This is a genomic window from Serratia sp. Z4, from assembly GCF_009900725.1.
GTDB lineage: Bacteria > Pseudomonadota > Gammaproteobacteria > Enterobacterales > Enterobacteriaceae > Serratia > Serratia nematodiphila.
This window is the reverse complement of sequence record NZ_JAAABD010000010.1, coordinates 54,419-76,747: the sequence shown is the minus strand read 5'-3', so window position 1 is coordinate 76,747 and position 22,329 is coordinate 54,419. Positions and strand designations below refer to the sequence as shown.

23 protein-coding genes are annotated in these 22,329 nt (G+C 60.5%); 12 read left to right on the top strand and 11 right to left on the bottom strand.

What is annotated here, in order from left to right; translation table 11 throughout:
- Window positions 1–42 precede the first annotated feature (42 nt).
- The 4 genes from GT753_RS23515 to cpxP all read right to left on the bottom strand — a co-directional run bounded on the left by GT753_RS23515 (window position 43) and on the right by cpxP (window position 3,927).
- A complete protein-coding gene (locus GT753_RS23515) occupies window positions 43–1,032 on the bottom strand; it encodes a sulfate ABC transporter substrate-binding protein (protein ID WP_015379419.1) in 990 nt (329 codons plus the stop codon).
- 186 nt (window positions 1,033–1,218) lie between these two features.
- A complete protein-coding gene (gene pfkA / locus GT753_RS23510) occupies window positions 1,219–2,181 on the bottom strand; it encodes a 6-phosphofructokinase (RefSeq protein WP_004931116.1) in 963 nt (320 codons plus the stop codon).
- A gap of 231 nt (window positions 2,182–2,412) precedes the next feature.
- Window positions 2,413–3,315, bottom strand: coding sequence for a CDF family cation-efflux transporter FieF (fieF, locus tag GT753_RS23505; RefSeq protein ID WP_160126003.1), 903 nt, complete (start codon window positions 3,313–3,315; stop codon window positions 2,413–2,415).
- 132 nt (window positions 3,316–3,447) lie between these two features.
- A complete protein-coding gene (gene cpxP, locus GT753_RS23500) occupies window positions 3,448–3,927 on the bottom strand; it encodes a cell-envelope stress modulator CpxP (RefSeq protein ID WP_004931122.1) in 480 nt (159 codons plus the stop codon).
- Window positions 3,928–4,075: 148 nt separating this feature from the next.
- On the opposite strand from cpxP, the gene cpxR reads away from it, so the two are divergent.
- The 5 genes from cpxR to GT753_RS23475 all read left to right on the top strand — a co-directional run bounded on the left by cpxR (window position 4,076) and on the right by GT753_RS23475 (window position 8,282).
- Window positions 4,076–4,774, top strand: coding sequence for an envelope stress response regulator transcription factor CpxR (gene cpxR, locus GT753_RS23495; RefSeq protein WP_004931124.1), 699 nt, complete (start codon window positions 4,076–4,078; stop codon window positions 4,772–4,774).
- Window positions 4,771–6,165 carry an envelope stress sensor histidine kinase CpxA gene (gene cpxA / locus GT753_RS23490; RefSeq protein ID WP_015379421.1) on the top strand — a complete coding sequence of 465 codons (1,395 nt, stop codon included), beginning with the start codon at window positions 4,771–4,773 and terminating at the stop codon, window positions 6,163–6,165. The genes cpxR and cpxA overlap by 4 nt, the downstream gene beginning before the upstream one ends.
- Window positions 6,166–6,208: 43 nt before the next feature.
- Complete coding sequence (trmL, locus tag GT753_RS23485; protein WP_015379422.1) at window positions 6,209–6,682, top strand: tRNA (uridine(34)/cytosine(34)/5-carboxymethylaminomethyluridine(34)-2'-O)-methyltransferase TrmL; 474 nt, start codon at window positions 6,209–6,211, stop codon at window positions 6,680–6,682.
- 50 nt (window positions 6,683–6,732) lie between these two features.
- Window positions 6,733–7,506: a CHAD domain-containing protein gene (locus GT753_RS23480; RefSeq protein WP_160126002.1), complete on the top strand. Its 774-nt coding sequence runs from the start codon at window positions 6,733–6,735 to the stop codon at window positions 7,504–7,506.
- A gap of 104 nt (window positions 7,507–7,610) precedes the next feature.
- On the top strand, window positions 7,611–8,282 hold the full coding sequence (locus GT753_RS23475; protein WP_004931134.1) for a DUF3313 domain-containing protein: 672 nt from the start codon (window positions 7,611–7,613) through the stop codon (window positions 8,280–8,282).
- Window positions 8,283–8,343: 61 nt separating this feature from the next.
- On the opposite strand, the gene cysE is transcribed toward GT753_RS23475, so the two are convergent.
- The 5 genes from cysE to GT753_RS23450 form a co-directional block, all read right to left on the bottom strand.
- Window positions 8,344–9,165 (bottom strand): serine O-acetyltransferase, encoded by an 822-nt coding sequence (cysE, locus tag GT753_RS23470; protein ID WP_004931135.1) that lies wholly within the window; start codon window positions 9,163–9,165, stop codon window positions 8,344–8,346.
- A 106-nt stretch (window positions 9,166–9,271) separates the two neighbouring features.
- Complete coding sequence (gene gpsA, locus GT753_RS23465) at window positions 9,272–10,291, bottom strand: NAD(P)H-dependent glycerol-3-phosphate dehydrogenase (RefSeq protein WP_004931136.1); 1,020 nt, start codon at window positions 10,289–10,291, stop codon at window positions 9,272–9,274.
- Window positions 10,291–10,761 carry a protein-export chaperone SecB gene (gene secB, locus GT753_RS23460; RefSeq protein ID WP_004931139.1) on the bottom strand — a complete coding sequence of 157 codons (471 nt, stop codon included), beginning with the start codon at window positions 10,759–10,761 and terminating at the stop codon, window positions 10,291–10,293. The genes gpsA and secB overlap by 1 nt, the downstream gene beginning before the upstream one ends.
- Before the next feature lie 57 nt (window positions 10,762–10,818).
- The gene (gene grxC, locus GT753_RS23455; protein ID WP_004931142.1) at window positions 10,819–11,067 is read right to left on the bottom strand and encodes a glutaredoxin 3; all 249 of its coding nucleotides are present in this window, start codon (window positions 11,065–11,067) and stop codon (window positions 10,819–10,821) included.
- A 28-nt stretch (window positions 11,068–11,095) separates the two neighbouring features.
- A complete protein-coding gene (locus tag GT753_RS23450; RefSeq protein ID WP_015379424.1) occupies window positions 11,096–11,530 on the bottom strand; it encodes a rhodanese-like domain-containing protein in 435 nt (144 codons plus the stop codon).
- Window positions 11,531–11,827: 297 nt separating this feature from the next.
- Between GT753_RS23450 and gpmM the strand changes: the two genes are divergently transcribed.
- From gpmM to GT753_RS23435, 3 genes are read left to right on the top strand one after another with little or no spacing between them, the layout of a single operon-like run.
- Entirely contained in the window at window positions 11,828–13,372 is a 1,545-nt protein-coding gene (gene gpmM, locus GT753_RS23445; protein ID WP_075684471.1) for a 2,3-bisphosphoglycerate-independent phosphoglycerate mutase, read from the top strand.
- Between the two features lie 9 nt (window positions 13,373–13,381).
- The gene (gene envC / locus GT753_RS23440; RefSeq protein WP_028128084.1) at window positions 13,382–14,716 is read left to right on the top strand and encodes a murein hydrolase activator EnvC; all 1,335 of its coding nucleotides are present in this window, start codon (window positions 13,382–13,384) and stop codon (window positions 14,714–14,716) included.
- 2 nt (window positions 14,717–14,718) lie between these two features.
- Window positions 14,719–15,672 (top strand): divergent polysaccharide deacetylase family protein, encoded by a 954-nt coding sequence (locus tag GT753_RS23435; RefSeq protein ID WP_015379426.1) that lies wholly within the window; start codon window positions 14,719–14,721, stop codon window positions 15,670–15,672.
- Window positions 15,673–15,713: 41 nt separating this feature from the next.
- Here GT753_RS23435 and tdh read toward each other — a convergent pair whose 3' ends face one another.
- Entirely contained in the window at window positions 15,714–16,739 is a 1,026-nt protein-coding gene (tdh, locus tag GT753_RS23430) for an L-threonine 3-dehydrogenase (protein ID WP_015379427.1), read from the bottom strand.
- A gap of 9 nt (window positions 16,740–16,748) precedes the next feature.
- Window positions 16,749–17,945: a glycine C-acetyltransferase gene (gene kbl, locus GT753_RS23425; RefSeq protein ID WP_004931154.1), complete on the bottom strand. Its 1,197-nt coding sequence runs from the start codon at window positions 17,943–17,945 to the stop codon at window positions 16,749–16,751.
- Between the two features lie 240 nt (window positions 17,946–18,185).
- Here kbl and rfaD point away from each other — a divergent pair, with 240 nt between their 5' ends.
- From rfaD to GT753_RS23405, 4 genes are read left to right on the top strand one after another with little or no spacing between them, the layout of a single operon-like run.
- The gene (rfaD, locus tag GT753_RS23420) at window positions 18,186–19,115 is read left to right on the top strand and encodes an ADP-glyceromanno-heptose 6-epimerase (RefSeq protein WP_015379428.1); all 930 of its coding nucleotides are present in this window, start codon (window positions 18,186–18,188) and stop codon (window positions 19,113–19,115) included.
- Between the two features lie 22 nt (window positions 19,116–19,137).
- On the top strand, window positions 19,138–20,184 hold the full coding sequence (gene rfaF, locus GT753_RS23415; protein ID WP_015379429.1) for an ADP-heptose--LPS heptosyltransferase RfaF: 1,047 nt from the start codon (window positions 19,138–19,140) through the stop codon (window positions 20,182–20,184).
- A 2-nt stretch (window positions 20,185–20,186) separates the two neighbouring features.
- A complete protein-coding gene (rfaC, locus tag GT753_RS23410) occupies window positions 20,187–21,152 on the top strand; it encodes a lipopolysaccharide heptosyltransferase RfaC (protein WP_160126001.1) in 966 nt (321 codons plus the stop codon).
- The gene (locus GT753_RS23405) at window positions 21,149–22,315 is read left to right on the top strand and encodes a glycosyltransferase (protein WP_021504467.1); all 1,167 of its coding nucleotides are present in this window, start codon (window positions 21,149–21,151) and stop codon (window positions 22,313–22,315) included. Before rfaC ends, GT753_RS23405 begins: the two co-directional genes overlap by 4 nt.
- Window positions 22,316–22,329 lie beyond the last annotated feature (14 nt).

Below are 22,329 nucleotides of genomic sequence, written 5' to 3'. Positions count from 1 at the left end.
AACCCCGGCAAGCCGGGGTTTTTTATTGCCGTTTAAACGGCATCAGCGTTTGCTGATTTCGTCGAATACGCCGCCGGTGGCGAAGTGCACCTTCTGCGCTTCGGTCCAGCCGCCGAAGGTGTCATCCACGGTGAACAGCTTCAACTGCGGGAACTGCCCGGCGAACTTGGCCGCCACCGCCGCATCGCGCGGGCGGTAATAGTGCTGTGCCGCGATAGTCTGCCCTTCCGGCGAATACAGATATTTCAGGTAGGCGGTCGCCACCTCGCGGGTACCGCGTTTGTCGACCACCTTATCCACCACCGACACCGTCGGTTCGGCCAGGATCGATTCACTCGGGGTGATAATCTCGAACTTGTCTTTGCCCAGCTCTTTCTCCGCCAGCAACGCTTCGTTTTCCCAGGCGATCAGCACGTCGCCGATGCCGCGCTCAACGAAGGTGTTGGTCGAGCCGCGCGCGCCGGAATCCAGCACCTCGACGTTCTTGTACAGGTTTTTGACGAAGTCCTGCGCCTTGGCCTTATCGTTGTTGTTGTGGTGCAACGCGTAGCCCCAGGCGGCCAGGTAGTTCCAGCGGGCGCCGCCGGAGGTTTTCGGGTTCGGGGTGATCACCGACACGCCCGGCTTGATCAAATCAGGCCAGTCATGAATCTGTTTCGGGTTGCCTTTGCGCACCAGGAAGACGATGGTCGAGGTGTAAGGCGCCGAATTGTCCGGCAGGCGTTTGATCCAGTCTTTCTCGATGCGCCCGCGTTCGGCGATAGCGTCGACGTCATAGGCTAACGCCAGCGTCACCACGTCGGCCTCGATGCCGTTGATCACCGACGTCGCCTGCTTGCCGGAGCCGCCGTGCGACTGGCGCACCGTCACCTTGTCGCCGGTTTCCGCCTGGTAGTGCTTGCTGAATGCCGTGTTGTAAGCCTGATAGAACTCACGCGTCGGATCGTATGACACGTTCAGCAACTGAATATCCTTCGCCATGGCGCCGGACGCCAACAGCACCAATGTCAGACCTACACCCCATTTACGCATCGACAGGCTCTCCCAGAAAATTAAGCGCAACCTCAATCGGTTGATTTAGCATCAGAGCCTGCCAGAAACTTTCCCGGCAACTAAAGAATAAAAAATTTTGGGATAGATGATTCTGGAATATGTCACCGGCGAGCATAAAAAAGCCCCCGGGAGCGGAGGCTTTTTTGTCGTGCGGTAAGTGGCGTATCAGTACAGCTTTTTCGCCGTTTCCAGCCAGTCGCCCTTGAACGGACGCTTCATGTTTTCGATCGCGTCGATGATGTCGTGGTGCACCATTTTTTCGTTCTGGATACCGACGCAGCGGCCGCCGTACCCCTGCAGCAGCAGTTCGATGGCGTAGGCGCCCATGCGCGAGGCCAGGATGCGGTCATAGGCGACCGGCGAACCGCCGCGCTGAATGTGGCCCAGCACGGTGGCGCGGGTTTCACGCTTGGTTTCCTGCTCAATGTGGCGCGCCAGCTCATCGATATCGCAGATGTGCTCGGTGATCGCCACGATGGCGTGTTTTTTGCCTTTGGCGATGCCGGCCTTGATTTCGCACACCAAATCTTCGCGGTTGAATTCGATTTCAGGCAGCACGATAAATTCGCAGCCGCCGGCAATCGCCGCCGCCAGCGTCAGATCGCCGCAGTAACGGCCCATCACTTCCACGATGGAGATGCGCTGGTGCGACGAGGAGGTATCGCGCAGGCGGTCGATCGCTTCCACCACGGTTTCCAGCGCGGTGAAGTAACCGATGGTGTAGTCGGTGCCGGCGACATCGTTATCGATGGTGCCCGGCAGACCGATGCACGGGAAACCTTCTTCCGTCAGGCGTTTGGCGCCCATGTAGGAACCGTCGCCGCCGATCACCACCAGCGCGTCGATGCCGCGATTCTTCAGGTTTTCAATCGCCTTGGCGCGCACGTTTTCATCCCTGAACTCCGGGAAGCGGGCCGAACCAAGGAAGGTGCCCCCGCGATTGATCATGTCGGACACGCTATAGCGGTCCAGCTGCTCCATGCGATCTTCGTATAAGCCAAGGTAGCCATCGTAAATACCAAAAACTTCCAGACCTTCTGAAAGCGCAGAACGCACAACGCCGCGGATTGCAGCGTTCATACCCGGCGAATCACCGCCGCTCGTCAGTACACCGATTTTCTTGATCATGACTACCTCTGAACTGTGTAGATGCAATTTCTTAAGAATTCTGTCTCCGCCGATCGTCTTGAAACCTCTCCGGCTGCAGAAAACCAGCTTTACGGCTTATTGCTGGATATTATATCAAAAACACCCAGCTGAATTGATTCAAGTCACGCAATATAACGGTTAAAACACCGCATGGCACGCTGAGCTAACTCAGATATTCATGATAATACGTTGCGCTATGCCTCTATATGATTATAGCTCCCAATGCCCCTGCCTACCCGGTGGCACCACGGAGCACGGATCCAGGTGAATGATGACATCCGCCCCCGCAAAACGTTGCCGCAGGGCTTGTTCCACCTGATCGGCCAAGCGGTGCGCCTCGCGCAGCGGCAGCGTGTCCTCCATCTCCAGATGCAGCTGGATGAAACGCGTCGACCCCGACTGACGCGTGCGCAGATCGTGTGCGCCTTTCACCCCGGGCCAGGAGGAAACCACGGCGATAATCGCCTGGCGCTCGTCATCCGGCAACGCCCGATCCAACAGCGACTGCACCGCTTCATAGCCCATGCGCAGCGCGCTATAGAGGATGTAAACGCCGATGCCCAGCGCGAACAACGCATCCGCCCGTTGGAAGCCGTACCAGCTTAGCCCAAGAGCGATAAGAATAGCACCATTCATCATGACATCTGACTGATAATGCAGCATATCTGCGCGCACGGCCTGGCTGCGCGTTTTTCTGACCACCCAGCGTTGATAGGTGACCAGCATCAGGGTGCTGACTAACGCGATCACCGTCACGACGACCCCAACGCCGGGATCGCGCAGCGTTTGCGGTGCATACAGATGCTGGAAGCCGGTGAGAAACAGAAACAGGGCGGAACCGGAAATAAACATGCTTTGCGCCAGCGCCGCCAGCGACTCCGCTTTGCCGTGGCCAAAGGTGTGCTCGGCATCGGCAGGCTGCAGCGAATAGCGCACCACCAGCAGGTTGGTCAGCGATGCCGCGATATCGACCAGCGAATCCACCAGCGCCGCCAGCAGGCTGACAGAACCGGTCTGGTACCAGGCGACGATTTTGATCAGCAACAGCGACGACGCCAGCGCGGTAGCGGCCAACGCAGCGGACTTTACCAGGCGTGCATAGCGCTGTTCCATTGAGGGATCCCGGTCAAAAGGTATGGCGCTCAATATAGCGAAATGTCGGATAAAAAAAACCCCGCCATCATGGCGGGGAAGACAGGGATGGTGTCTATGGCAAGGAAAAACAGGGGACTACTCAGTCGTACTTCACTTCTGGGCAGAAGCTTGCTGCAAACCAGAAATTTGTTGCTCCATCTGCTGCATGCGCTGCTGATGTTTCTGGTCTAAAACACTTTTTTGCTCTGGCGTCAGCAGGTTATACATTTGGTTGCGCACCCGGGCCATTTCGACCTGGCGCTTGACCTGCTGTTGGGCCATCTTTTCCGCCTGGGCATACACGGCGGCTTCGTCAAATTTCTCTGCGGTCACCAGTTTATGCATGGCTTCCATTTCAGCTACATTGACACCTGGCAGATCGTGCCGGGCCTGGCGCATCAAATCGCGCATTTGCTGGCGCTGCTGTTCGCTGAGGCTGACACCGTCGAACATATGGTGCTGGCCGGGTATTCGGGTCATCGCGTCGTTGCCGGGAGGTTGGGCTGTGTCCGGTATAGTGTCGGCAGCGAAGGCAGCGGTCGAACCAATTGCCAGCAGTGATGCCATAACTAATGCGGTCACCTTACGCATTTCAACTCCTCAAGCTTTCTCACTTTGCGAATCAACGAGGAGCAGTGTACCGCCGCACCTGAAAACCTGCGTCAGTGCATGTAAAACTACGTAAAGTCATGGAATGGCAACAGTTGATGACGTATTTTGCGTCTGGAGGTAAATCATAATGAACAAGATTCTGTTAGTTGACGACGACCGCGAGTTGACCTCGCTGTTAAAAGAACTGCTTGAAATGGAAGGTTTTAATATCGTCGTCGCGCACGATGGCGAGCAGGCGTTGTCGCTGCTGGACAGCTCCGTCGATCTGCTGCTGCTCGACATCATGATGCCGAAGAAAAACGGCATCGATACGCTGAAAGAACTGCGCCAACATCACCAGACGCCGGTCATCATGCTGACCGCGCGCGGCAGCGAACTGGACCGCGTGTTGGGCCTGGAGCTGGGCGCCGATGATTACCTGCCGAAACCCTTCAACGATCGCGAACTGGTCGCGCGCATTCGCGCCATTCTGCGCCGTTCCAACTGGAGCGAACAGCAGCAGCAGGTCGACAGCGGCGCCCCGACGCTGGATGTCGATGGCCTGCAGCTGAACCCCGGCCGCCAGGAGGCCAGCTTCGACGGCCAGGTGCTGGATCTGACCGGCACCGAGTTCACCTTGCTGTATCTGCTGGCGCAACATCTCGGCCAAGTGGTGTCGCGCGAACTGCTGAGCCAGGAAGTGCTGGGCAAACGCCTGACTCCGTTCGATCGCGCCATCGACATGCATATCTCCAACCTGCGGCGTAAGCTGCCGGATCGCAAAGACGGGCATCCGTGGTTCAAAACCCTGCGCGGACGTGGTTATTTGATGGTATCTGCAACATGATCAACAGTTTGACGGCACGCATCTTCGCCATTTTCTGGTTCACGTTAGCCCTGGTGCTAATGCTGGTGCTGATGGTGCCCAAGCTCGACTCCCGCCAAATGACCTCGCTGCTCGACAGCGAGCAGCGGCAGGGGTTGATGCTGGAACAGCACGTCGAGGCCGAGTTGCAAAACGATCCGGCCAACGATCTGATGTGGTGGCGCCGCCTGTTCCGCGCCATTGACAAATGGGCGCCGCCGGGCCAACGCCTGCTGCTGGTCACCAGCGAAGGCCGGGTGATCGGCGCGCAGCGCAATGAAATGCAGATCGTCCGCAACTTCATCGGCCAATCCGACAATTCGGATCATCCGAAGAAGAAAAAGTACGGCCGCGTCGAACTGGTCGGGCCGTTCGCGGTGCGCGACGGCGAAGACAACTACCAGCTGTACCTGATCCGCCCCGCCAACAGCCCGCAATCCGATTTCATCAACCTGATGTTCGACCGGCCGCTGCTGCTGCTGATCGTCACCATGCTGATCAGCGCCCCGCTGCTGCTGTGGCTGGCCTGGAGCCTGGCGAAACCGGCGCGCAAGCTGAAGAACGCCGCCGATGACGTGGCGCGCGGCAACCTGAAGCAGCATCCGGAACTGGAGGCCGGCCCGCAGGAATTTCTGGCCACCGGCGCCAGCTTCAACCAGATGGTCAGCGCGCTGGAACGCATGATGAACGCCCAGCAACGCTTGATCTCGGACATCTCGCACGAGCTGCGCACGCCGCTGACTCGCCTGCAGCTGGCCACCGCGCTGATGCGCCGCCGCCACGGCGAAGGCCACGAGCTGGCGCGCATCGAAACCGAAGCGCAACGGCTGGATTCGATGATCAACGATCTGCTGGCGCTGTCGCGCGGGCAGCAGAAGGGCGAGCTGGCGCGCGAGCAGTTGAAGGCCAACGAACTGTGGGCCGACGTGCTGGATAACGCCCGTTTCGAAGCCGAACAGATGGGCAAGCAGCTGGAGATCGCTGCGCCGCCCGGTCCGTGGACGCTGTTCGGCAACGCGAGCGCGCTGGACAGCGCGTTGGAAAACATCGTGCGCAACGCCCTGCGTTATTCGCACACCCGCATCGCCGTGGCGTTCAGCGCCGACAATCAGGGCGTGACTATCCAGGTTGACGACGACGGCCCCGGCGTCAGCGCCGAAGACCGCGAGCAGATCTTCCGTCCGTTCTACCGCACCGATGAGGCGCGCGACCGTGAGTCCGGCGGCACCGGCCTTGGCCTGGCTATCGTCGAGGCGGCGGTCAATCAGCATCGCGGCTGGGTGAAGGCCGAAGACAGCCCGCTTGGCGGTCTGCGGCTGGTGCTGTGGCTGCCGCTGCATCATCAACGCCTATCGTCTAAGACAGAACAGTAAGAGTTTGCTATCCTGCGCCCCTCGTTCACGAGGGGCCTGCAACATGCTGAACATCGTTTTATTTGAACCCGAAATTCCACCCAATACCGGCAATATCATCCGCCTGTGCGCCAATACCGGCTTTAATCTGCACCTGATCGAACCGCTGGGTTTCCCGTGGGACGACAAACGCCTGCGCCGCGCCGGGCTGGACTATCATGAGTTCACCCGCGTCAGCCGCCATGCCGATTACGCCGCCTTTCTCGCCGCCGAAAACCCGCAGCGGCTGTTTGCCCTCACCACCAAGGGCACGCCAGCGCACAGCGCCGTCAGCTACCAGGCCGGCGACTACCTGCTGTTCGGCCCGGAAACGCGCGGGTTGCCTGCCGACATCCTCGATGCGCTGCCCGCGCAGCAAAAAATCCGCATCCCGATGCAGGCGCAAAGCCGCAGCATGAACCTGTCGAATGCCGTATCGGTGGTGGTGTATGAAGCCTGGCGGCAGCTGGGCTATGCCGGTGCGCTGATCAAGGCGTAATCCGCGACGTCGCGCCATACTGGAAGAGTCATCCTTTCCAGGCACGGCATATGGCTTTCGTCGCAGAGATTGTCACCCAGCTTCGCCGGCTCGAACCGGCGCTGAACGAGGCGCTGTTGCGGCTGCAACAGGCGCAAGACAGCGAAGCGCTGCACGACTTGCGCGTCTGTCTGCGCCGCATTCGCAGCCTGCTGCGCCCGTTACGCGGCTGCCCCGGCGCAACCCGGCTCGATCGGGCCGCCGCCGAATTGGGCAGGCTCACGACGCCGCTGCGCGATCTCGAGGTGCTGATCGCCGAACTGGCGCGACATTGCCTCGATTGGCAGGCCAACGTGCGCCAGAGCGAATTTCAGGCCCGCTACCGTCAACTGCTCACCCATCCGCAGCTCATCGGCTTTCCCTCGCTTTTGCACGCCTGGCCGCGCCGCTTTCGCCGCAGCGCGCAACGCGTCGCCAAACACCGCCTGAATAAACACCTGCAGCGCCAACAACGGCAATTGCGCCGGGCATTGGCCGATACCGGCTACGATCGCCACCGCCTGCGGCTGCTGATAAAACGCCTGCGTTACGCGGCTGAAGCCTATCCGCAGCGCCTTCCCCTCTCCCCCGCCGCGATGGCGAGCCTGAAAGCGGCGCAGAACGCCCTCGGTGATTGGCACGACCGGGAGGTTTGGTGCCTGCAAGCCGAACATCAGGCGGATCTCTGGCCCTTGTTGCCCCGGTGGCAAGCTGAGCAACGCCAGGCGCTGGTCAGCGCGGACGCCTTGCTCGCCGCCTTATCACCGGCACTGGCGGCGAAAACCGGCGGCGCATCACGATCCTGAAAAAAGGCCGCAGCAGGGCACGCCCGGCCCCGAAAAAGCCCGATGAGGCGCAGATAATGCGCTATGTTTTGTAAGGGTAATCACCACTCATCATAGGAAACCATATGAAGAAACAACGTTTGAGCGTTGCCATGGCGGTTCTGGCGGCGGGCCTGTTGCTGGCGGGCTGCTCGTCCAAAGTCACCCAAACGAATCAATATTCGGGATTCCTACCGGACTACAGCAAGCTGCAGGAAACCAGCTCGCCAAGCGGCCATAAAACGCTGCGTTGGATCGATCCCACCTTTAAAGAGTCGAATTATCGCGGCGTGTATGTCGCTCCCGTGGTTTATTACCCGGCGGCTAAACCCACCGCCCGCGTCAGCCAACAAACGCTGGACAAAATTAGAAACTATACCGACCAAAGCGTGAGAAAAGCGGTGGCCGAGCGCACTACCGTTTTGAATAACCCGACAGGTTCCCGCGTGCTGTTGGCCAAAGTCGCGATTACCGCCGTGTCTGCCGAAGATGAGGATATGAAATTCTATGAAGTGGTGCCGGTAGCGGCCGTGGTGGCCAGCACCATGGCCGCCACTGGCCACCGGACGCAAAACACCACGCTGTTCCTGGAAGCGCAGTTGATCGATCAGGATAGCGGTAAAACGGTGCTGGAAGTGGTGCGCAAGAGTTACGGCAAAACCGTCAACAACGACAGCGCGCCAGTCACGGAACAAGAAGTCAAAGCGGCGATCGATGACATGGTCAACGACATCGTCACATTCCCGAAACAGGGCTGACCGCCGCCTGAAAAACACAGGGGGAGCCGAAGCTCCCCCTGAATGGACCCGCAGGCGCGGCTTAGATGCCATCGCCGTACTCGAAGCCGTGGTTGGTGCCGTTGAAGTATTGGTCCATATCCATCGACGGCGTATCGCTCTCCGGCCGCCCGACGATGCGCGCCGGCACGCCGGCGGCGGTGGTGTGCGGCGGTATCGCCTGCAAGACCACCGAGCCCGCACCGATCTTCGCGCCCTTGCCCACTTCGATATTGCCGAGAATTTTGGCGCCTGCGCCAATCATCACCCCTTCACGGATTTTCGGGTGACGGTCGCCGCTGGTTTTACCGGTACCGCCCAGGGTGACCGATTGCAGGATAGAGACGTTGTTCTCCACCACCGCCGTTTCACCGATCACGATGCCGGTGGCGTGGTCGAGCATGATGCCGCAACCGATGGTCGCCGCCGGGTGGATGTCTACGCCGAAGGCGACGGAAATTTGATTTTGCAGGTAGATAGCCAGCGCCTGCCGCCCTTGCTGCCACAGCCAGTGGCCGATGCGGTAAGCCTGCAGCGCATGGAACCCCTTCAGGTAAAGCAGCGGCGTGGAGTATTTATCGACCGCCGGGTCGCGCAGGCGCACCGCTAGGATATCGCGCGCCGCCGAAACGATCATCTGGTTGTCAGACTTGTAGGCCTCTTCCACCACCTCACGCACCGCGATGGCGGGCATGATCGGCGTGGCCAGCTTGTTGGCCAGCATATAGCTGAGCGCGCTGCCCAGGTTCTCGTGCTTGAGCAACGTCGCATGGAAAAAGCTGGCCAGCATCGGTTCACAATCAGCCAGTGCTCGCGCTTCTGATTTAATGCTGTTCCAGACCTGTTCCAACTCTTCTGACGACATCACATACCCCTTTACCTTGCCAAACGGGCCGCTTCACACGGTAGCGCGAAGCGGCCCAGGTCATTTGCGGGGTCAGCATTCCGCTGCCCCGACATATCGTTTTATGTCACGCGCTGGGTTTTTCGTCCTTTCGGGCTCGCCCCAGCAGGCTCAGCGCCGCTTCGCGGGCGTCCTTGTGGCAGTAAAGCACCTGATAAATCTGTTCGGTGATCGGCATTTCCACACCGTGCCGCTGCGCCAACGCCAACACCTCTTTGGTATTGCGATAGCCCTCGACCACCTGACCGATACTGTCCTGCGCTTCCTGCACGCCTTTACCCTGCCCCAGCATAATGCCGAAGCGACGGTTGCGCGACTGGTTGTCCGTGCAGGTTAGCACCAGATCCCCCAGCCCCGCCATGCCCATGAACGTCGAGGGATCGGCGCCCAGCGCAGAACCCAGACGGCTCATTTCCGCCAGCCCGCGCGTAATCAACGCGGTACGGGCATTGGCGCCGAAACCGATGCCGTCGGACATGCCGGCGCCGATGGCGATCACGTTCTTCACTGCGCCGCCAAGCTGCACACCGATGAAGTCGGGATTGCTGTAGACGCGGAAACTCTTGCCGCAGTGCAGCAGCTGTTGCAGATCGTCGGCGAACTGCGCATCGGTCGCCGCCAGCGCGATTGCCGTCGGCAGGCCGGCGGCCAGCTCTTTGGCGAACGTCGGCCCGGAGAGCACCGCCAGCGGGATCGCCTCGCCCAACGCCTCACGCGCCACGTCCTGCAGCAAGCGGCCGGTTTCCGCTTCCAACCCTTTGGTGGCCCACACGATGCGGGCATCCGGGCGCAGATGCGGCTTCAGCTGGCGCAGCACGTCGCCGAACACGTGGCTCGGCACCACCACCAGCACGTCGCGGCTGGCGGCCAGCGCACGCGCCAAATCGGCTTCGAGCAGCAGGGTATCGGGGAAGGGAACGTCAGGCAGAAACGCCTGATTGCAGCGATCGTGCTGCAACGTTTGAATTTGCGCGGGGTTATGTCCCCACAACACCACGGGATGACCGTTACGCGCCAGCGTAATGGCCAATGCGGTGCCGTACGAGCCGGCACCGATAACAGTCATTGAAGCATTGACGGTGTTCATCAGGCATCCTGATGTGGTGCGGCACCTTCGCCTTCCGCCTGCTGCTGCAGATAGTTCATGAACAGCGCGTCAAAGTTGACCGGTGCCAGATTCAGCTGCGGGAAGGTGCCGCGGGAAACCAGGCTGGTGATGCACTCGCGCGCATACGGGAACAGGATGTTCGGGCAGTATGCACCCAGGCAATGCGCCAGCTGCGTGCCTTCGATGCCTGCTACCGAGAAGATGCCCGCCTGCTGCACTTCGCACAGGAACGCAGTCTCTTCGCCCAGGGTCGCCGTCACGGTTACGCGCAGTACCACTTCATACACTTCGTCAGCCAGCTGGCTGGACGCGGTATCCAGATCAAGTTTAACTTCCGGCTGCCATTCCTGCTGGAAAACCTGCGGCGCGTTCGGCGCTTCGAAGGAGATATCCTTGGTATAGATACGTTGGATCTGGAAAGCCATTTCGGTGCTGTTTTGTTCTGACATGTGAGTAATACCCTTGGTTAAACGTCCTTATTGACACTCGGTGAACCGGCAAGCTGCTTAAAGCAGCGGATCCAGGCCGCCGCGAGCATCGAGTTCATATAAATCATCGCAGCCGCCGATATGCCGGCCGTCGATGAAAATCTGCGGCACGGTGGTGCGCCCGCTGCGCTCGATCATCACTTCGCGCTTGGCGTTATCGCCGTCGATGGCGATCTCGTTAAACGCCGCGCCCTTGCTGTTCAACAGCGCCTTGGCGCGATGGCAGAACGGGCAGGTCGCTTTGGTGTAGATATCAATGTTAGCCATGGATTGCCACCTCAAATAGGTTAAACGGTTACTTACCGCGCACCAGCGGCAGGTTTTCTCCGCTCCAGCCGGCAATGCCGTCTTTCAGCATAGTCACCTTTTCAAAACCGGCCTTGCTCAGGTTCTCCGCCGGCTCGCGGGAGGCGGTGCCGTTGGCGCACACGACGATGATCGGCTGCGCTTTGTGTTTTTCCAGCTCGCCCAGGCTGCCGTTTTTGATTTCGCTGGCGGTCAGGTTGATGGCGTTGGCCAGGTGACCACGGCGGAAATCGTCGCGGCTGCGGGTATCGACCACCACGGCTTCTTCTTTGTTGATCAGGCGAATGGCTTCACCGCGGGCGATCTCTTTGACCTTGGAGAAACGGCTTTTGAAGGTCATGACGATCACGGCGACCAGCAGAGCGATCCAAGCCAGGCTCAGAATAGGGTGTCTGCTTACGAATGGCATAATTTCTTGCAGCATGGGGTGTAACAACTCCCGTCAGTTAAGGGATAAATAAGTCAAGGTTCCAGAGTATACCTGCCGAGTGCGGCAAATACAGCCAATAAGCAAGCGCGATTGTAGAAACTGCGGGCTGCGCTGAGAAATTCCCGACGTCAGAGCATAAAAGCCCGCGCGATTCGCCGCAACCTTGATCTCTTTGGGCTATTTATCGCCGGCGGCGGTGTAAAATCAGCCGGTTTTTCGAGGGCGAATAGCCATGCTTGCGGCGGGCGCATGGCTATTCGCAGCTTAAAAAGTTCATAAGAGGTCAATGCAATGTCGAACAACAAAAAACCGATGGTCCTGGTGATCCTGGACGGTTACGGCCACCGTGAAGAGCGGCAGGACAACGCGATCCTGAACGCCGGCACCCCGGTGATGGATCGTCTGTGGCGGGAGCAGCCGCATACGCTGATCGCCGCCTCCGGGCTGGATGTCGGCCTGCCCGATGGGCAAATGGGCAACTCCGAAGTCGGCCACGTCAATCTGGGCGCCGGGCGCATCGTGTACCAGGATCTGACCCGGCTGGACAAAGCGATCGCCGACGGCGACTTCTTCACCAACCCGGTGCTGACCGCCGCCGTCGATAAGGCCGTAGCGGCCGGCAAGGCGGTGCATATCATGGGCCTGCTGTCGCCGGGCGGCGTGCACAGCCATGACGAGCACATCCTGGCCATGATCAAGCTGGCCGCCCAACGCGGCGCCAAAGCCATTTATCTGCATGCCTTCCTTGATGGGCGCGACACGCCGCCGCGCAGCGCCGAAGCCCCGCTGCAACGCTGCCGCGACGCCTTCGCCGCATTGGGCGTCGGGCGCATCGCCTCGCTGATCGGCCGCTACTACGCGATGGACCGCGACAACCGCTGGGATCGCGTGCAGCTGGCCTATGACCTGCTGACCGCAGCCAAAGGCGATTCCGTGGCCGAGGATGCGATCGCCGGCCTGCAGGCTGCTTATCAGCGCGGTGAAAACGACGAGTTCGTCAGGCCGACCGTGATCCGCGCCGCCGGTGAGGCCGATGCCGCAATGCAGGACGGCGACGCGTTGATCTTCATGAACTTCCGCGCCGACCGCGCGCGCCAGATCACCCGCGCTTTCGTGAACGCCGACTTCGACGGTTTCCCGCGCGCCAAGCAGGTGCAGTTCGGCGATTTCGTGATGCTGACCGAATACGCCGCCGACATCGCGACCGCCTGCGCCTATCCGCCGGCGCCGCTGGCCAACACCTTCGGCGAATGGCTGATGAAGCACGACAAAACCCAGTTGCGCATCTCGGAAACCGAAAAATACGCCCACGTCACCTTCTTCTATAACGGCGGCGTGGAAGCGCCGTTCAAGGGCGAAGACCGCGTGCTGGTCAACTCGCCGCAGGTCGCCACCTATGATCTGCAGCCGGAGATGAGCGCCGCCGAGCTGACCGACAAGCTGCTGACCGCCATCCGCAGCGGCAAATACGACGCCATCATCTGCAACTACCCGAACGGCGACATGGTGGGGCATACCGGCGTGTATGAAGCGGCGGTCAAAGCGGTGGAAACGCTGGACGCCTGCATCGCTCAGGTGGTTGACGCGGTGCGCGACGTCGACGGCCAACTGCTGATCACCGCCGATCACGGCAACGCCGAGCAGATGCGCGATCCGGCCACCGGCCAGGCGCACACCGCCCACACCAGCCTGCCGGTGCCGCTGATTTACGTCGGCAAACCGGCGCGCGCGGTCGAAGGCGGCAAGCTTTCGGACATCGCGCCAACCCTGTTAACGCTGATGGGAATGGAAATCCCGCAAGAGATGACTGGTAAGCCGCTGTTCATCGTGGAATAATCCTTCTCCATGAGGGAGAAGGCGTTTTTTGCACTATCAAGGGTAACCCGAAGCGCAAACGCAGGCAGCCGGCCGCTGCCTGAACGCACCGCGCCAAGGACGTTCACCGCCATGTGCGCCAGCGTATTTTGCGCTGGCGTCTTGCTGTTGCCGCTCGCCGGCCAGGCGGCTGAAGACAATAAATCCCAGCTGAAAGACATCCAGCAGAGCATCGCCGAGAAAGAAAAAGCGGTGAAGCAGCAGCAACAGCAGCGCAGCTCGCTGCAGGATCAGCTGCGGCAGCAGGAAAAAACCATCGCCCAGGCCAGCCGCCAGTTGCGCGACACCCAGGGCACGCTCACCCAGTTGGGCAAGGACATTTCCGGCCTGAACGCCTCGATCGCCAAGCTGCAAAAACAGCAATCGACCCAGCAAAACCTCCTCGCCAAACAGCTCGACGCCGCCTTCCGGCAAGGGCAGCACAGCGCCGTGCAGCTGATCCTCAGCGGTGAAGAAAGCCAGCGCAGCGAACGTATTCTGGCCTATTTCGGTTATCTGAACGAAGCGCGCCAGAAAACCATCGAAGAGCTGAAACAGACCCGCGCCGAGCTGGCGAAGCAAAAAACCACGCTGGTGGCCAAACAAGGCCAGCAAAAATCCTTACTGAGCGAACAACAAACGCAGCAGCAGAAGCTGGAGCAGGCGCGCGGCGCCCGCAAGAAAACGCTGACCGCGCTGGAAGCCTCGCTGGAAAAAGACCAACAACGCCTGGTGGAACTGCGCCAGAACGAAGCCCGCATGCGCGACAAGATCGCTCGGGCGGAGCGCGAAGCCCGTGCGCGCGCCGAACGCGAAGCGCGTGAAGCGGCCAAGGTGCGCGAACAGGTGCGCATCAAGGAACAGCAGGCGAAGAAAACCGGCACCACCTACAAACCTAGCGAAGCCGATCGCTCGCTGATGGCGCGAACCGGCGGCCTCGGTCGTCCGGCCGGCCAGCTGATGTGGCCGGTGCGCGGCCGCACGCTGCACGGCTTTGGCGAGCAGCAGCAGGGCGAGCTACGCTGGAAAGGCATGGTGATCGAAGCCCGCGAAGGCAGCGAAGTGAAAGCCGTCGCCGATGGCCGCGTGCTGCTGGCCGACTGGCTGCAAGGCTATGGCCTGATGGTGGTGGTCGAACACGGTAAAGGCGACATGAGCGTGTACGGCTACAACCAAAGCGCGTTGGTCAACGTCGGGGCGCAGGTGCGCGCTGGCCAGCCGATCGCTCTGGTCGGCACCAGCGGCGGCCAGGGAACGCCGTCGCTCTATTTCGAAATCCGTCGTCAGGGACAGGCGGTTAACCCACTGCCGTGGTTGGGAAGATAGATTTGCGTTATGTCAAAACCCGTACAGCTTTGTTAATCGGCTGTCTGCTGCAGGTTTACGCTGCGCAGGCAGGAAAACTCTCCATCGTCATCGATGACGTGGGCTACCGCCCTCACGAAGAAAACGCGGTGCTGCAAATGCCGACGGCGATCTCGGTCGCAGTCTTGCCCAACGCGCCGCATGCCCGCCTGATGGCCACCCGCGCCCACAGCCAGGGCCGCGAAGTCTTGATCCACATGCCGATGGCGCCGCTCAGCAAGCAGCCGCTGGAACGCGATACCCTGCAGCCTTCCATGAGCAGCGACGAGATCCAGCGCATCATCCGCAACGCGGTGAACAACGTGCCCTACGCGGTCGGCATGAACAACCACATGGGCAGCGCCATGACCTCCAGCCTGCCGGGCATGCAGAAAGTGATGCAGGCGCTCGAAAGCTATCGTCTGTATTTCCTCGACAGCATGACCATCGGCAGCAGCCAGGCGACCCGCGCCGCGGCCGGCACCGGCGTGAAAGTGATCAAACGCAGGGTGTTCCTCGACGATACCGCGAACGAAGCCGATATCCGCCGCCAGTTCAACCGCGCGGTCGAATTGGCGCGGCGCAACGGTTCCGCCATCGCCATCGGCCACCCGCGCCCGGCGACGGTGAAAGTGCTGCAGCAGATGCTGCCGTCGCTGCCCGCCGATATCGTGCTGGTCAAACCGAGCGCGCTGCTGAACGAACCGCAGGGCAACGGCGGTGGCAGCTACGTTCCGCCGCCGGTCAAACCGCAAAAACCGCAGCCGAAGAACCCGTTCAGCGGCGGCATCAAGCAGTGCAAGGTCAAACCGCCGAAGGAAAAAGCCAACGCCGGCACCGCGCTGGGCGTTATCGCCGACAGCATTGCCACCTCGCCGCCGGTGACCTTCATCAAGCGTCATTGGCAGCACTGGACGCAAACCAAACCGCAAGCATAAAAAAAGGGCCGGAATTCCGGCCCTTTTCACGCCTGCCGAGATCAATCCCAGCTCAGCACCACTTTGCCCGATTTGCCGGAGCGCATGGCGTCGAAGCCCTGCTGGTACTCGTCGATCGAGAAACGGTGGGTGATGATCGGGGTCAAATCCAGACCGGACTGGATCAGCGCCGCCATCTTGTACCAGGTTTCGAACATTTCGCGGCCGTAAATCCCTTTGATAAACAGCCCTTTGAAGATGACCTGATTCCAGTCGATCGACATATCCGAAGGCGGAATGCCCAGCATGGCGATACGCCCGCCGTGGTTCATCGCATTGAGCAGCGTGCGGAACGCCGGCGGCGCGCCGGACATTTCCAGGCCGACGTCGAACCCTTCGGTCATGCCCAGTTCGGCCATCACGTCGCTGAGGTTTTCCTTGCTGACGTTCACCGCACGGGTCACGCCCATTTTGCGCGCCAGTTCCAGGCGATATTCGTTAACGTCGGTGATCACCACATGGCGGGCGCCGACGTGTTTGCACACCGCCGCCGCCATAATGCCGATCGGGCCGGCGCCGGACACCAGCACGTCTTCCCCGACCAGATCGAACGACAGCGCGGTATGCACCGCGTTACCGAACGGATCAAAGATCGAAGCCAGTTCATCGGAGATGTTATCCGGGATCTTGAAGGCGTTGAACGCCGGGATCACCAGGTATTCCGCGAAGCTGCCCGGGCGGTTCACGCCCACGCCGACGGTGTTGCGGCACAGGTGCGTGCGGCCGCCGCGGCAGTTGCGGCAGTGGCCGCAGGTGATGTGGCCTTCGCCGGACACGCGATCGCCGATGTTGAAGCCTTTGACTTCCTGACCGATCGCCACCACTTCGCCCACGTATTCATGGCCGACCACCATCGGAACCGGAATGGTTTTTTGCGACCACTCGTCCCAGTTGTAGATATGCACATCGGTGCCGCAGATCGCGGTTTTGCGGATTTTGATCATGATGTCGTTGTGGCCCAGCTCCGGCTGAGGCACGTCGGTCATCCAAATCCCTTCTTCCGCTTTCAGTTTTGACAGTGCTTTCATGGTTTTACCTTATGCAATAACGCCAAGATCCTTACCGATACGTGTAAACGCCGCCACTGCGCGTTCGATTTGCTCCGGGGTGTGGTCGGCGGACATCTGGGTGCGGATGCGCGCCTGGCCTTTCGGCACCACCGGATAGAAGAAACCGGTCACATAGATGCCTTCCTTGAGCAACGCATTGGCGAATTCCTGCGCCAACTTCGCCTCACCCAGCATCACCGGGATGATGGCGTGATCGGCGCCGGCCAACGTGAAGCCGGCGGCGGTCATTTTTTCGCGGAACAGACGCGCATTGGCCCACAGGCGATCGCGCAGGGCATCGCCCTCTTCCAGCAGTTCCAGCACTTTGATCGACGCGGCGACGATCGCCGGCGCCAGCGAGTTGGAGAACAGGTACGGGCGCGAACGCTGGCGCAGCCACTCCACCACTTCTTTCTTGGCGGCGGTGTAGCCGCCGGACGCGCCGCCCAGCGCTTTGCCTAACGTACCGGTGATGATATCGACGCGGCCCATCACTTCGCAGTATTCATGGGTGCCGCGCCCGTTGGCGCCGACAAAGCCCACCGCGTGAGAGTCATCCACCATCACCAACGCCTGGTATTCGTCCGCCAGATCGCAAACCCCTTTCAGGTTGGCGATCACGCCGTCCATCGAGAAGACGCCGTCGGTGGCGATCAGGATGTGACGCGCGCCGTCGGCTTTGGCCTGCTTCAGCTGCGCGGCCAGCTCGGTCATGTCGTTATTGGCATAGCGATAACGCTTGGCCTTGCACAGGCGCACGCCGTCGATGATCGACGCGTGGTTCAGCGCATCGGAGATAATGGCGTCTTCCGGGCCGAGCAGGGTTTCGAACAGCCCGCCGTTGGCGTCGAAGCAAGAGGAGTACAGGATCGCGTCTTCCATGCCCAAAAAGGCCGCCAGTTTCTGTTCCAGCTGCTTGTGGCTGTCCTGGGTGCCGCAGATGAAGCGCACCGACGCCATGCCGAAACCGTGGCTGTCCATGCCCGACTTGGCGGCGGCGATCAGCGCCGGGTGGTTGGCCAGGCCCAGGTAGTTATTGGCGCAGAAGTTGATCACATGGCTGCCGTCGGCGACGGCGATATCCGCCTGTTGCGCGGAGGTGATGATGCGTTCTTCCTTGAACAGCCCTTCACTGCGCGTGGCGGCAAGCTGTTGTTCCAACTGCTGATAAAAAGACGCTGACATTCGGTTATCTCCAGGATTGGGCTATTTGCGGCATATTTTACTGATTTGTAACCAAACTGACGAGAATGCGCGGGAGAGAATATTAAAATTGCAGCAGATATCACGGCAAACGGCGGACTTCAATGGCAATGCGGGATATTCGGAGCCCTTCCGCTGTTTGCCGCGGCATGAAATGCTATTATAACCGCCATTGAGCGTGGGGCATTGTGCCCCGCCAGGCAGCTTAGCAGGGGTAACCCAATGATTATCGTCACAGGCGGCGCCGGCATGATCGGCAGCAACATCATTAAGGCACTGAACGACAAGGGATATCGCGATATCCTGGTGGTGGATAACCTGAAAGACGGCACCAAGTTCGTCAACCTGGTCGATCTGGATATCGCCGACTATATCGATAAAGAAGACTTTATCGCCAGCATCGTGGCCGGCGACGATCTGGGCGAGATCGAAGCGGTGTTCCACGAAGGCGCCTGCTCCGCGACCACCGAGTGGGACGGCAAGTACATGATGGACAATAACTATCAGTACTCCAAAGACCTGCTGCACTACTGCCTGGATCGCGAAATCCCGTTCTTGTATGCCTCCTCCGCCGCCACTTACGGCGGCCGCGAAGAGTTCATCGAAGAGCGTGAGTATGAAGCGCCGCTCAACGTTTACGGCTACTCCAAATTCCTGTTCGATCAGTACGTGCGCGAGATCCTGCCGGAAGCGGACTCGCAGATCTGCGGCTTCCGCTACTTCAACGTTTATGGCCCGCGCGAAGGCCACAAAGGCAGCATGGCCAGCGTCGCCTTCCACCTGAATACCCAGATCAACCGCGGCGAAAACCCGAAACTGTTCGCCGGCAGCGAAAACTTCAAGCGTGACTTCATCTACGTCGGCGACGTGGCGGCGGTTAACCTGTGGTTCTGGGAAACCGGCAAATCCGGCATCTTCAACTGCGGCACCGGCCGAGCGGAAACCTTCCAGGCGGTAGCCGACGCGGTGGTGGACTTCCACCAGAAAGGCGCTGTGGAATACATCGAGTTCCCGGAGAAGCTGAAAGGCCGCTATCAGGCGTACACCCAGGCCGATCTGACCAAGCTGCGCGCGGCCGGCTACGACGCACCGTTCAAAACGGTCGCCGAAGGCGTGAAAGAGTACATGGCCTGGTTGAACCGCACCGCATAAGCTGAAGGAATTAACGCTGGGTATGAAAATACTGGTTATCGGCCCTTCTTGGGTTGGCGACATGATGATGTCGCAAAGTCTCTATCGCACCCTGAAGGCCGAATACCCGTCGGCGGAGATCGATGTGATGGCGCCGGCCTGGTGTCGCCCGTTGCTGGCGCGCATGCCGGAAGTCAATCAGGCGCTGGCGATGCCGCTGGGCCACGGCGCGCTGGGGCTCGGCGAGCGCCGCCGCCTGGGGCGCGCTCTGCGCGCCAACCGTTACGATCGCGCTTACGTTCTGCCCAACTCGTTCAAATCCGCGCTGGTGCCTTTCTTCGCCGATATCCCGCAGCGCACCGGCTGGCGGGGCGAAATGCGCTACGGCCTGCTGAACGACGTCCGCGTGCTCGACAAGGCCGCTTTCCCGCTGATGGTGCAGCGCTATGTGGCGCTGGCCTATGACAAAGGCCGCGTTCAGCGCGCCGACGATCTGCCGCAGCCGCTGCTGTGGCCGCAGCTGCGGGTGAGCGACGAAGAGATCGCCGACACCACCGCGGCCTTCAACCTGACCGACAGCCGCCCGATCGTCGGCTTCTGCCCAGGCGCGGAGTTCGGCCCCGCCAAGCGCTGGCCGCACTATCACTACGCGGCGCTGGCTCAGCGGCTGATCGAGAGCGGCTATCAAATCGCGCTGTTCGGTTCGGCGAAAGACCATGAGGCCGGCGAACAGATCCGCGCCGCATTGCAGGAAGACGCGCGCGATTTCTGCCTTAATCTGGCCGGGAAAACCCAGCTGGAGCAAGCAGTTATCCTGATCGCAGCCTGCCGGGCGGTGGTCAGCAACGACTCCGGTTTAATGCACGTTGCCGCAGCGTTGAACAAACCGCTGATAGCCTTGTACGGCCCAAGCAGCCCCGACTTCACACCGCCGCTTTCCGACAAGGCGCGGGTCATTCGCCTGATCAGCGGCTACCACAAGGTGCGTAAGGGCGATGCCGAGCAGGGATACCACCAAAGTTTGATCGATATTCAGCCGCAGCAAGTGTTGGATGCGCTGACGCCGTTACTTGTCGCCAGCGAGGAATAGTCATGCAGGTGTTAATTGTAAAAACCTCCTCGATGGGGGACGTGCTGCATACGCTGCCCGCCCTGACCGACGCGCTGCAGGCCATTCCCGATATCCGCTTCGACTGGGTGGTGGAAGAAGGCTTCAGCCAAATCCCCACCTGGCACCCGGCGGTAGATCGCGTGATCCCGGTGGCCATTCGCCGCTGGCGAAAAAACTGGTTCGGCAACGATACTCGGCAACAGCGCTGCGACTTCAAGCGCGCGCTGCAAGAACGTCGTTACGACGTGGTGATCGACGCGCAGGGCCTGATCAAAAGCGCCGCGCTGATCACGCGCATCGCTAAAGGCAACAAACATGGCCCGGACTGCAAGAGCGCGCGCGAGCCGTTCGCCAGCTGGTTCTACAATGTGCGCCATGAGGTAGACAAACAGCAGCACGCGGTGGAACGCACGCGCGAACTGTTCGCCAAAAGCCTCGGCTACGATAAACCGGGCAGCTACGGCGATTACGCCATCGCCGCACGCTTTCTCAGCCGCCCGCCGGCCGATGCCGGGCAGTATTTGGTGTTTCTGCACGCGACGACCCGTGACGATAAGCATTGGCCGGAGCAAAACTGGCGTGAGCTGATCGCGCTGGCGGCGGACAGCGGGCTGAAGATCAAACTGCCGTGGGGCGCAGAGCATGAACATCAGCGCGCGCTGCGCTTGGCGGAAGGTTTTCCACATGTCGAGGTGCTGCCGAAACTCAGCCTGCAGCAGGTGGCCGAGGTGCTGGCCGGCGCCAGGGGTGTGATCTCGGTCGACACCGGGCTCAGCCATTTGACCGCCGCGCTCGACAAACCGAACATCACGCTGTTCGGGCCGACCGATCCCGGCCTGATCGGCGGTTACGGGCAAAATCAGCACTCGCTGATTTCGCCGGAAAGAAGCATGGCGACAATCGACGCCGATACGGCATGGCAGGCGTTGCAAAAGGTTATAGCATGAAAAAACTGCACATTATCAACCTGGGTAAAATGGGCGGCGTCGAGCGCCTGTTCCTGCAGTACATCAACGATACCACCGACGGCAGCAACCAGGTCCTGTGCATCAGCGGCGACATTGGCGAAGAGATCCGCCGCCAGTTGCCGGCGCATCAGCCCGTCACCTTCGCCAACCGCCTGATCAATGCGTTGCCGTTGCGTTGCCCGCAGTTCCTGCGCAAATTTTTGCTGAAATGGAAAATTGAACGGGCGAACGCCGACGTGGTGATCGTCTGGGACCTGGTGCCGGGGCTGGCGGCCAAACCCAAGCGCGGCAAGCTGGTTTACTACGATCACGGCTGCTCCTGGCGTTACCCCAAGAATAAAAAGACGCTGCGTTTCTTCGCCATGCTGGACGGCGTGATTTCCGCCTCACACGCGTCGAAGCGGGTGATGGAGCTGCGCTTTAATCTGCCTTGCCCAAATCACGTGGTGATCAACCGCATCAAGACGCCGGCGGGGATCGACGCTGCGCCGAAAACGCTGTCGCAGCCGGTCAGGATCGGCACTGCCTCACGCCTGGTCAGCCTGAAAGGCATCAGCGTTTCATTATTGATGATGCAGGAACTGCTGCGGCGCGGGCATGACGTCACGCTGGAAGTGGCCGGCAAAGGGCCGGATCGCGCGGCGTTCGAGGCGCTGGCGGCACGGCTTCAGCTCGGCGATCGCGTCACCTTCAGCGGTTATCAGGATGACGTCGCCGGCTTCTTCAATCGCACGCACATCTACATGAGCACGCCGATCACCGAGCCGTTCGGCTTGTCCTGCATGGAATCGCTCTATTTCGGCGTGCCGGTCATCTTCCCGCAGGTCGACGGCCAGCCGGAAGCGGTCAGGGACGGGGTCTGCGGCCTTGGCCTGACGCCGTCGGTCACCATCGAACAACACCGGCAGCTCACCGATATCGAGGTCGACTTCCCGCATGAGGTCTACGATCCGCAGACCGACAGCCTGGTGGCGCCCAAGCTGCTGTCGCATATCGACTGTGCGGATGCCGTTGAGAAATTGCTGGAGCGAGAAACCTACCAGACTCTGAGCCGAAATGCGCAGCGCTATCCTGCGGAGCATTTCAACTATGCTCAGTTCAAAGTTGAGTTCGACGACACGCTGCGCTCCTTCATCGCTTAATTAAAACGTGAGCC

Bases quoted from the DNA above. Each gene is read 5' to 3' on its own strand.
- GT753_RS23515 (WP_015379419.1), bottom strand. From the start codon at position 1,032: ATGCGTAAATGGGGTGTAGGTCTGACATTGGTGCTGTTGGCGTCCGGC.
- pfkA (WP_004931116.1), bottom strand. From the start codon at position 2,181: ATGATCAAGAAAATCGGTGTACTGACGAGCGGCGGTGATTCGCCGGGT.
- fieF (WP_160126003.1), bottom strand. From the start codon at position 3,315: ATGGAACAGCGCTATGCACGCCTGGTAAAGTCCGCTGCGTTGGCCGCT.
- cpxP (WP_004931122.1), bottom strand. From the start codon at position 3,927: ATGCGTAAGGTGACCGCATTAGTTATGGCATCACTGCTGGCAATTGGT.
- cpxR (WP_004931124.1), top strand. From the start codon at position 4,076: ATGAACAAGATTCTGTTAGTTGACGACGACCGCGAGTTGACCTCGCTG.
- cpxA (WP_015379421.1), top strand. From the start codon at position 4,771: ATGATCAACAGTTTGACGGCACGCATCTTCGCCATTTTCTGGTTCACG.
- trmL (WP_015379422.1), top strand. From the start codon at position 6,209: ATGCTGAACATCGTTTTATTTGAACCCGAAATTCCACCCAATACCGGC.
- GT753_RS23480 (WP_160126002.1), top strand. From the start codon at position 6,733: ATGGCTTTCGTCGCAGAGATTGTCACCCAGCTTCGCCGGCTCGAACCG.
- GT753_RS23475 (WP_004931134.1), top strand. From the start codon at position 7,611: ATGAAGAAACAACGTTTGAGCGTTGCCATGGCGGTTCTGGCGGCGGGC.
- cysE (WP_004931135.1), bottom strand. From the start codon at position 9,165: ATGTCGTCAGAAGAGTTGGAACAGGTCTGGAACAGCATTAAATCAGAA.
- gpsA (WP_004931136.1), bottom strand. From the start codon at position 10,291: ATGAACACCGTCAATGCTTCAATGACTGTTATCGGTGCCGGCTCGTAC.
- secB (WP_004931139.1), bottom strand. From the start codon at position 10,761: ATGTCAGAACAAAACAGCACCGAAATGGCTTTCCAGATCCAACGTATC.
- grxC (WP_004931142.1), bottom strand. From the start codon at position 11,067: ATGGCTAACATTGATATCTACACCAAAGCGACCTGCCCGTTCTGCCAT.
- GT753_RS23450 (WP_015379424.1), bottom strand. From the start codon at position 11,530: ATGCTGCAAGAAATTATGCCATTCGTAAGCAGACACCCTATTCTGAGC.
- gpmM (WP_075684471.1), top strand. From the start codon at position 11,828: ATGTCGAACAACAAAAAACCGATGGTCCTGGTGATCCTGGACGGTTAC.
- envC (WP_028128084.1), top strand. From the start codon at position 13,382: ATGAGGGAGAAGGCGTTTTTTGCACTATCAAGGGTAACCCGAAGCGCA.
- tdh (WP_015379427.1), bottom strand. From the start codon at position 16,739: ATGAAAGCACTGTCAAAACTGAAAGCGGAAGAAGGGATTTGGATGACC.
- kbl (WP_004931154.1), bottom strand. From the start codon at position 17,945: ATGTCAGCGTCTTTTTATCAGCAGTTGGAACAACAGCTTGCCGCCACG.
- rfaD (WP_015379428.1), top strand. From the start codon at position 18,186: ATGATTATCGTCACAGGCGGCGCCGGCATGATCGGCAGCAACATCATT.
- rfaF (WP_015379429.1), top strand. From the start codon at position 19,138: ATGAAAATACTGGTTATCGGCCCTTCTTGGGTTGGCGACATGATGATG.
- rfaC (WP_160126001.1), top strand. From the start codon at position 20,187: ATGCAGGTGTTAATTGTAAAAACCTCCTCGATGGGGGACGTGCTGCAT.
- GT753_RS23405 (WP_021504467.1), top strand. From the start codon at position 21,149: ATGAAAAAACTGCACATTATCAACCTGGGTAAAATGGGCGGCGTCGAG.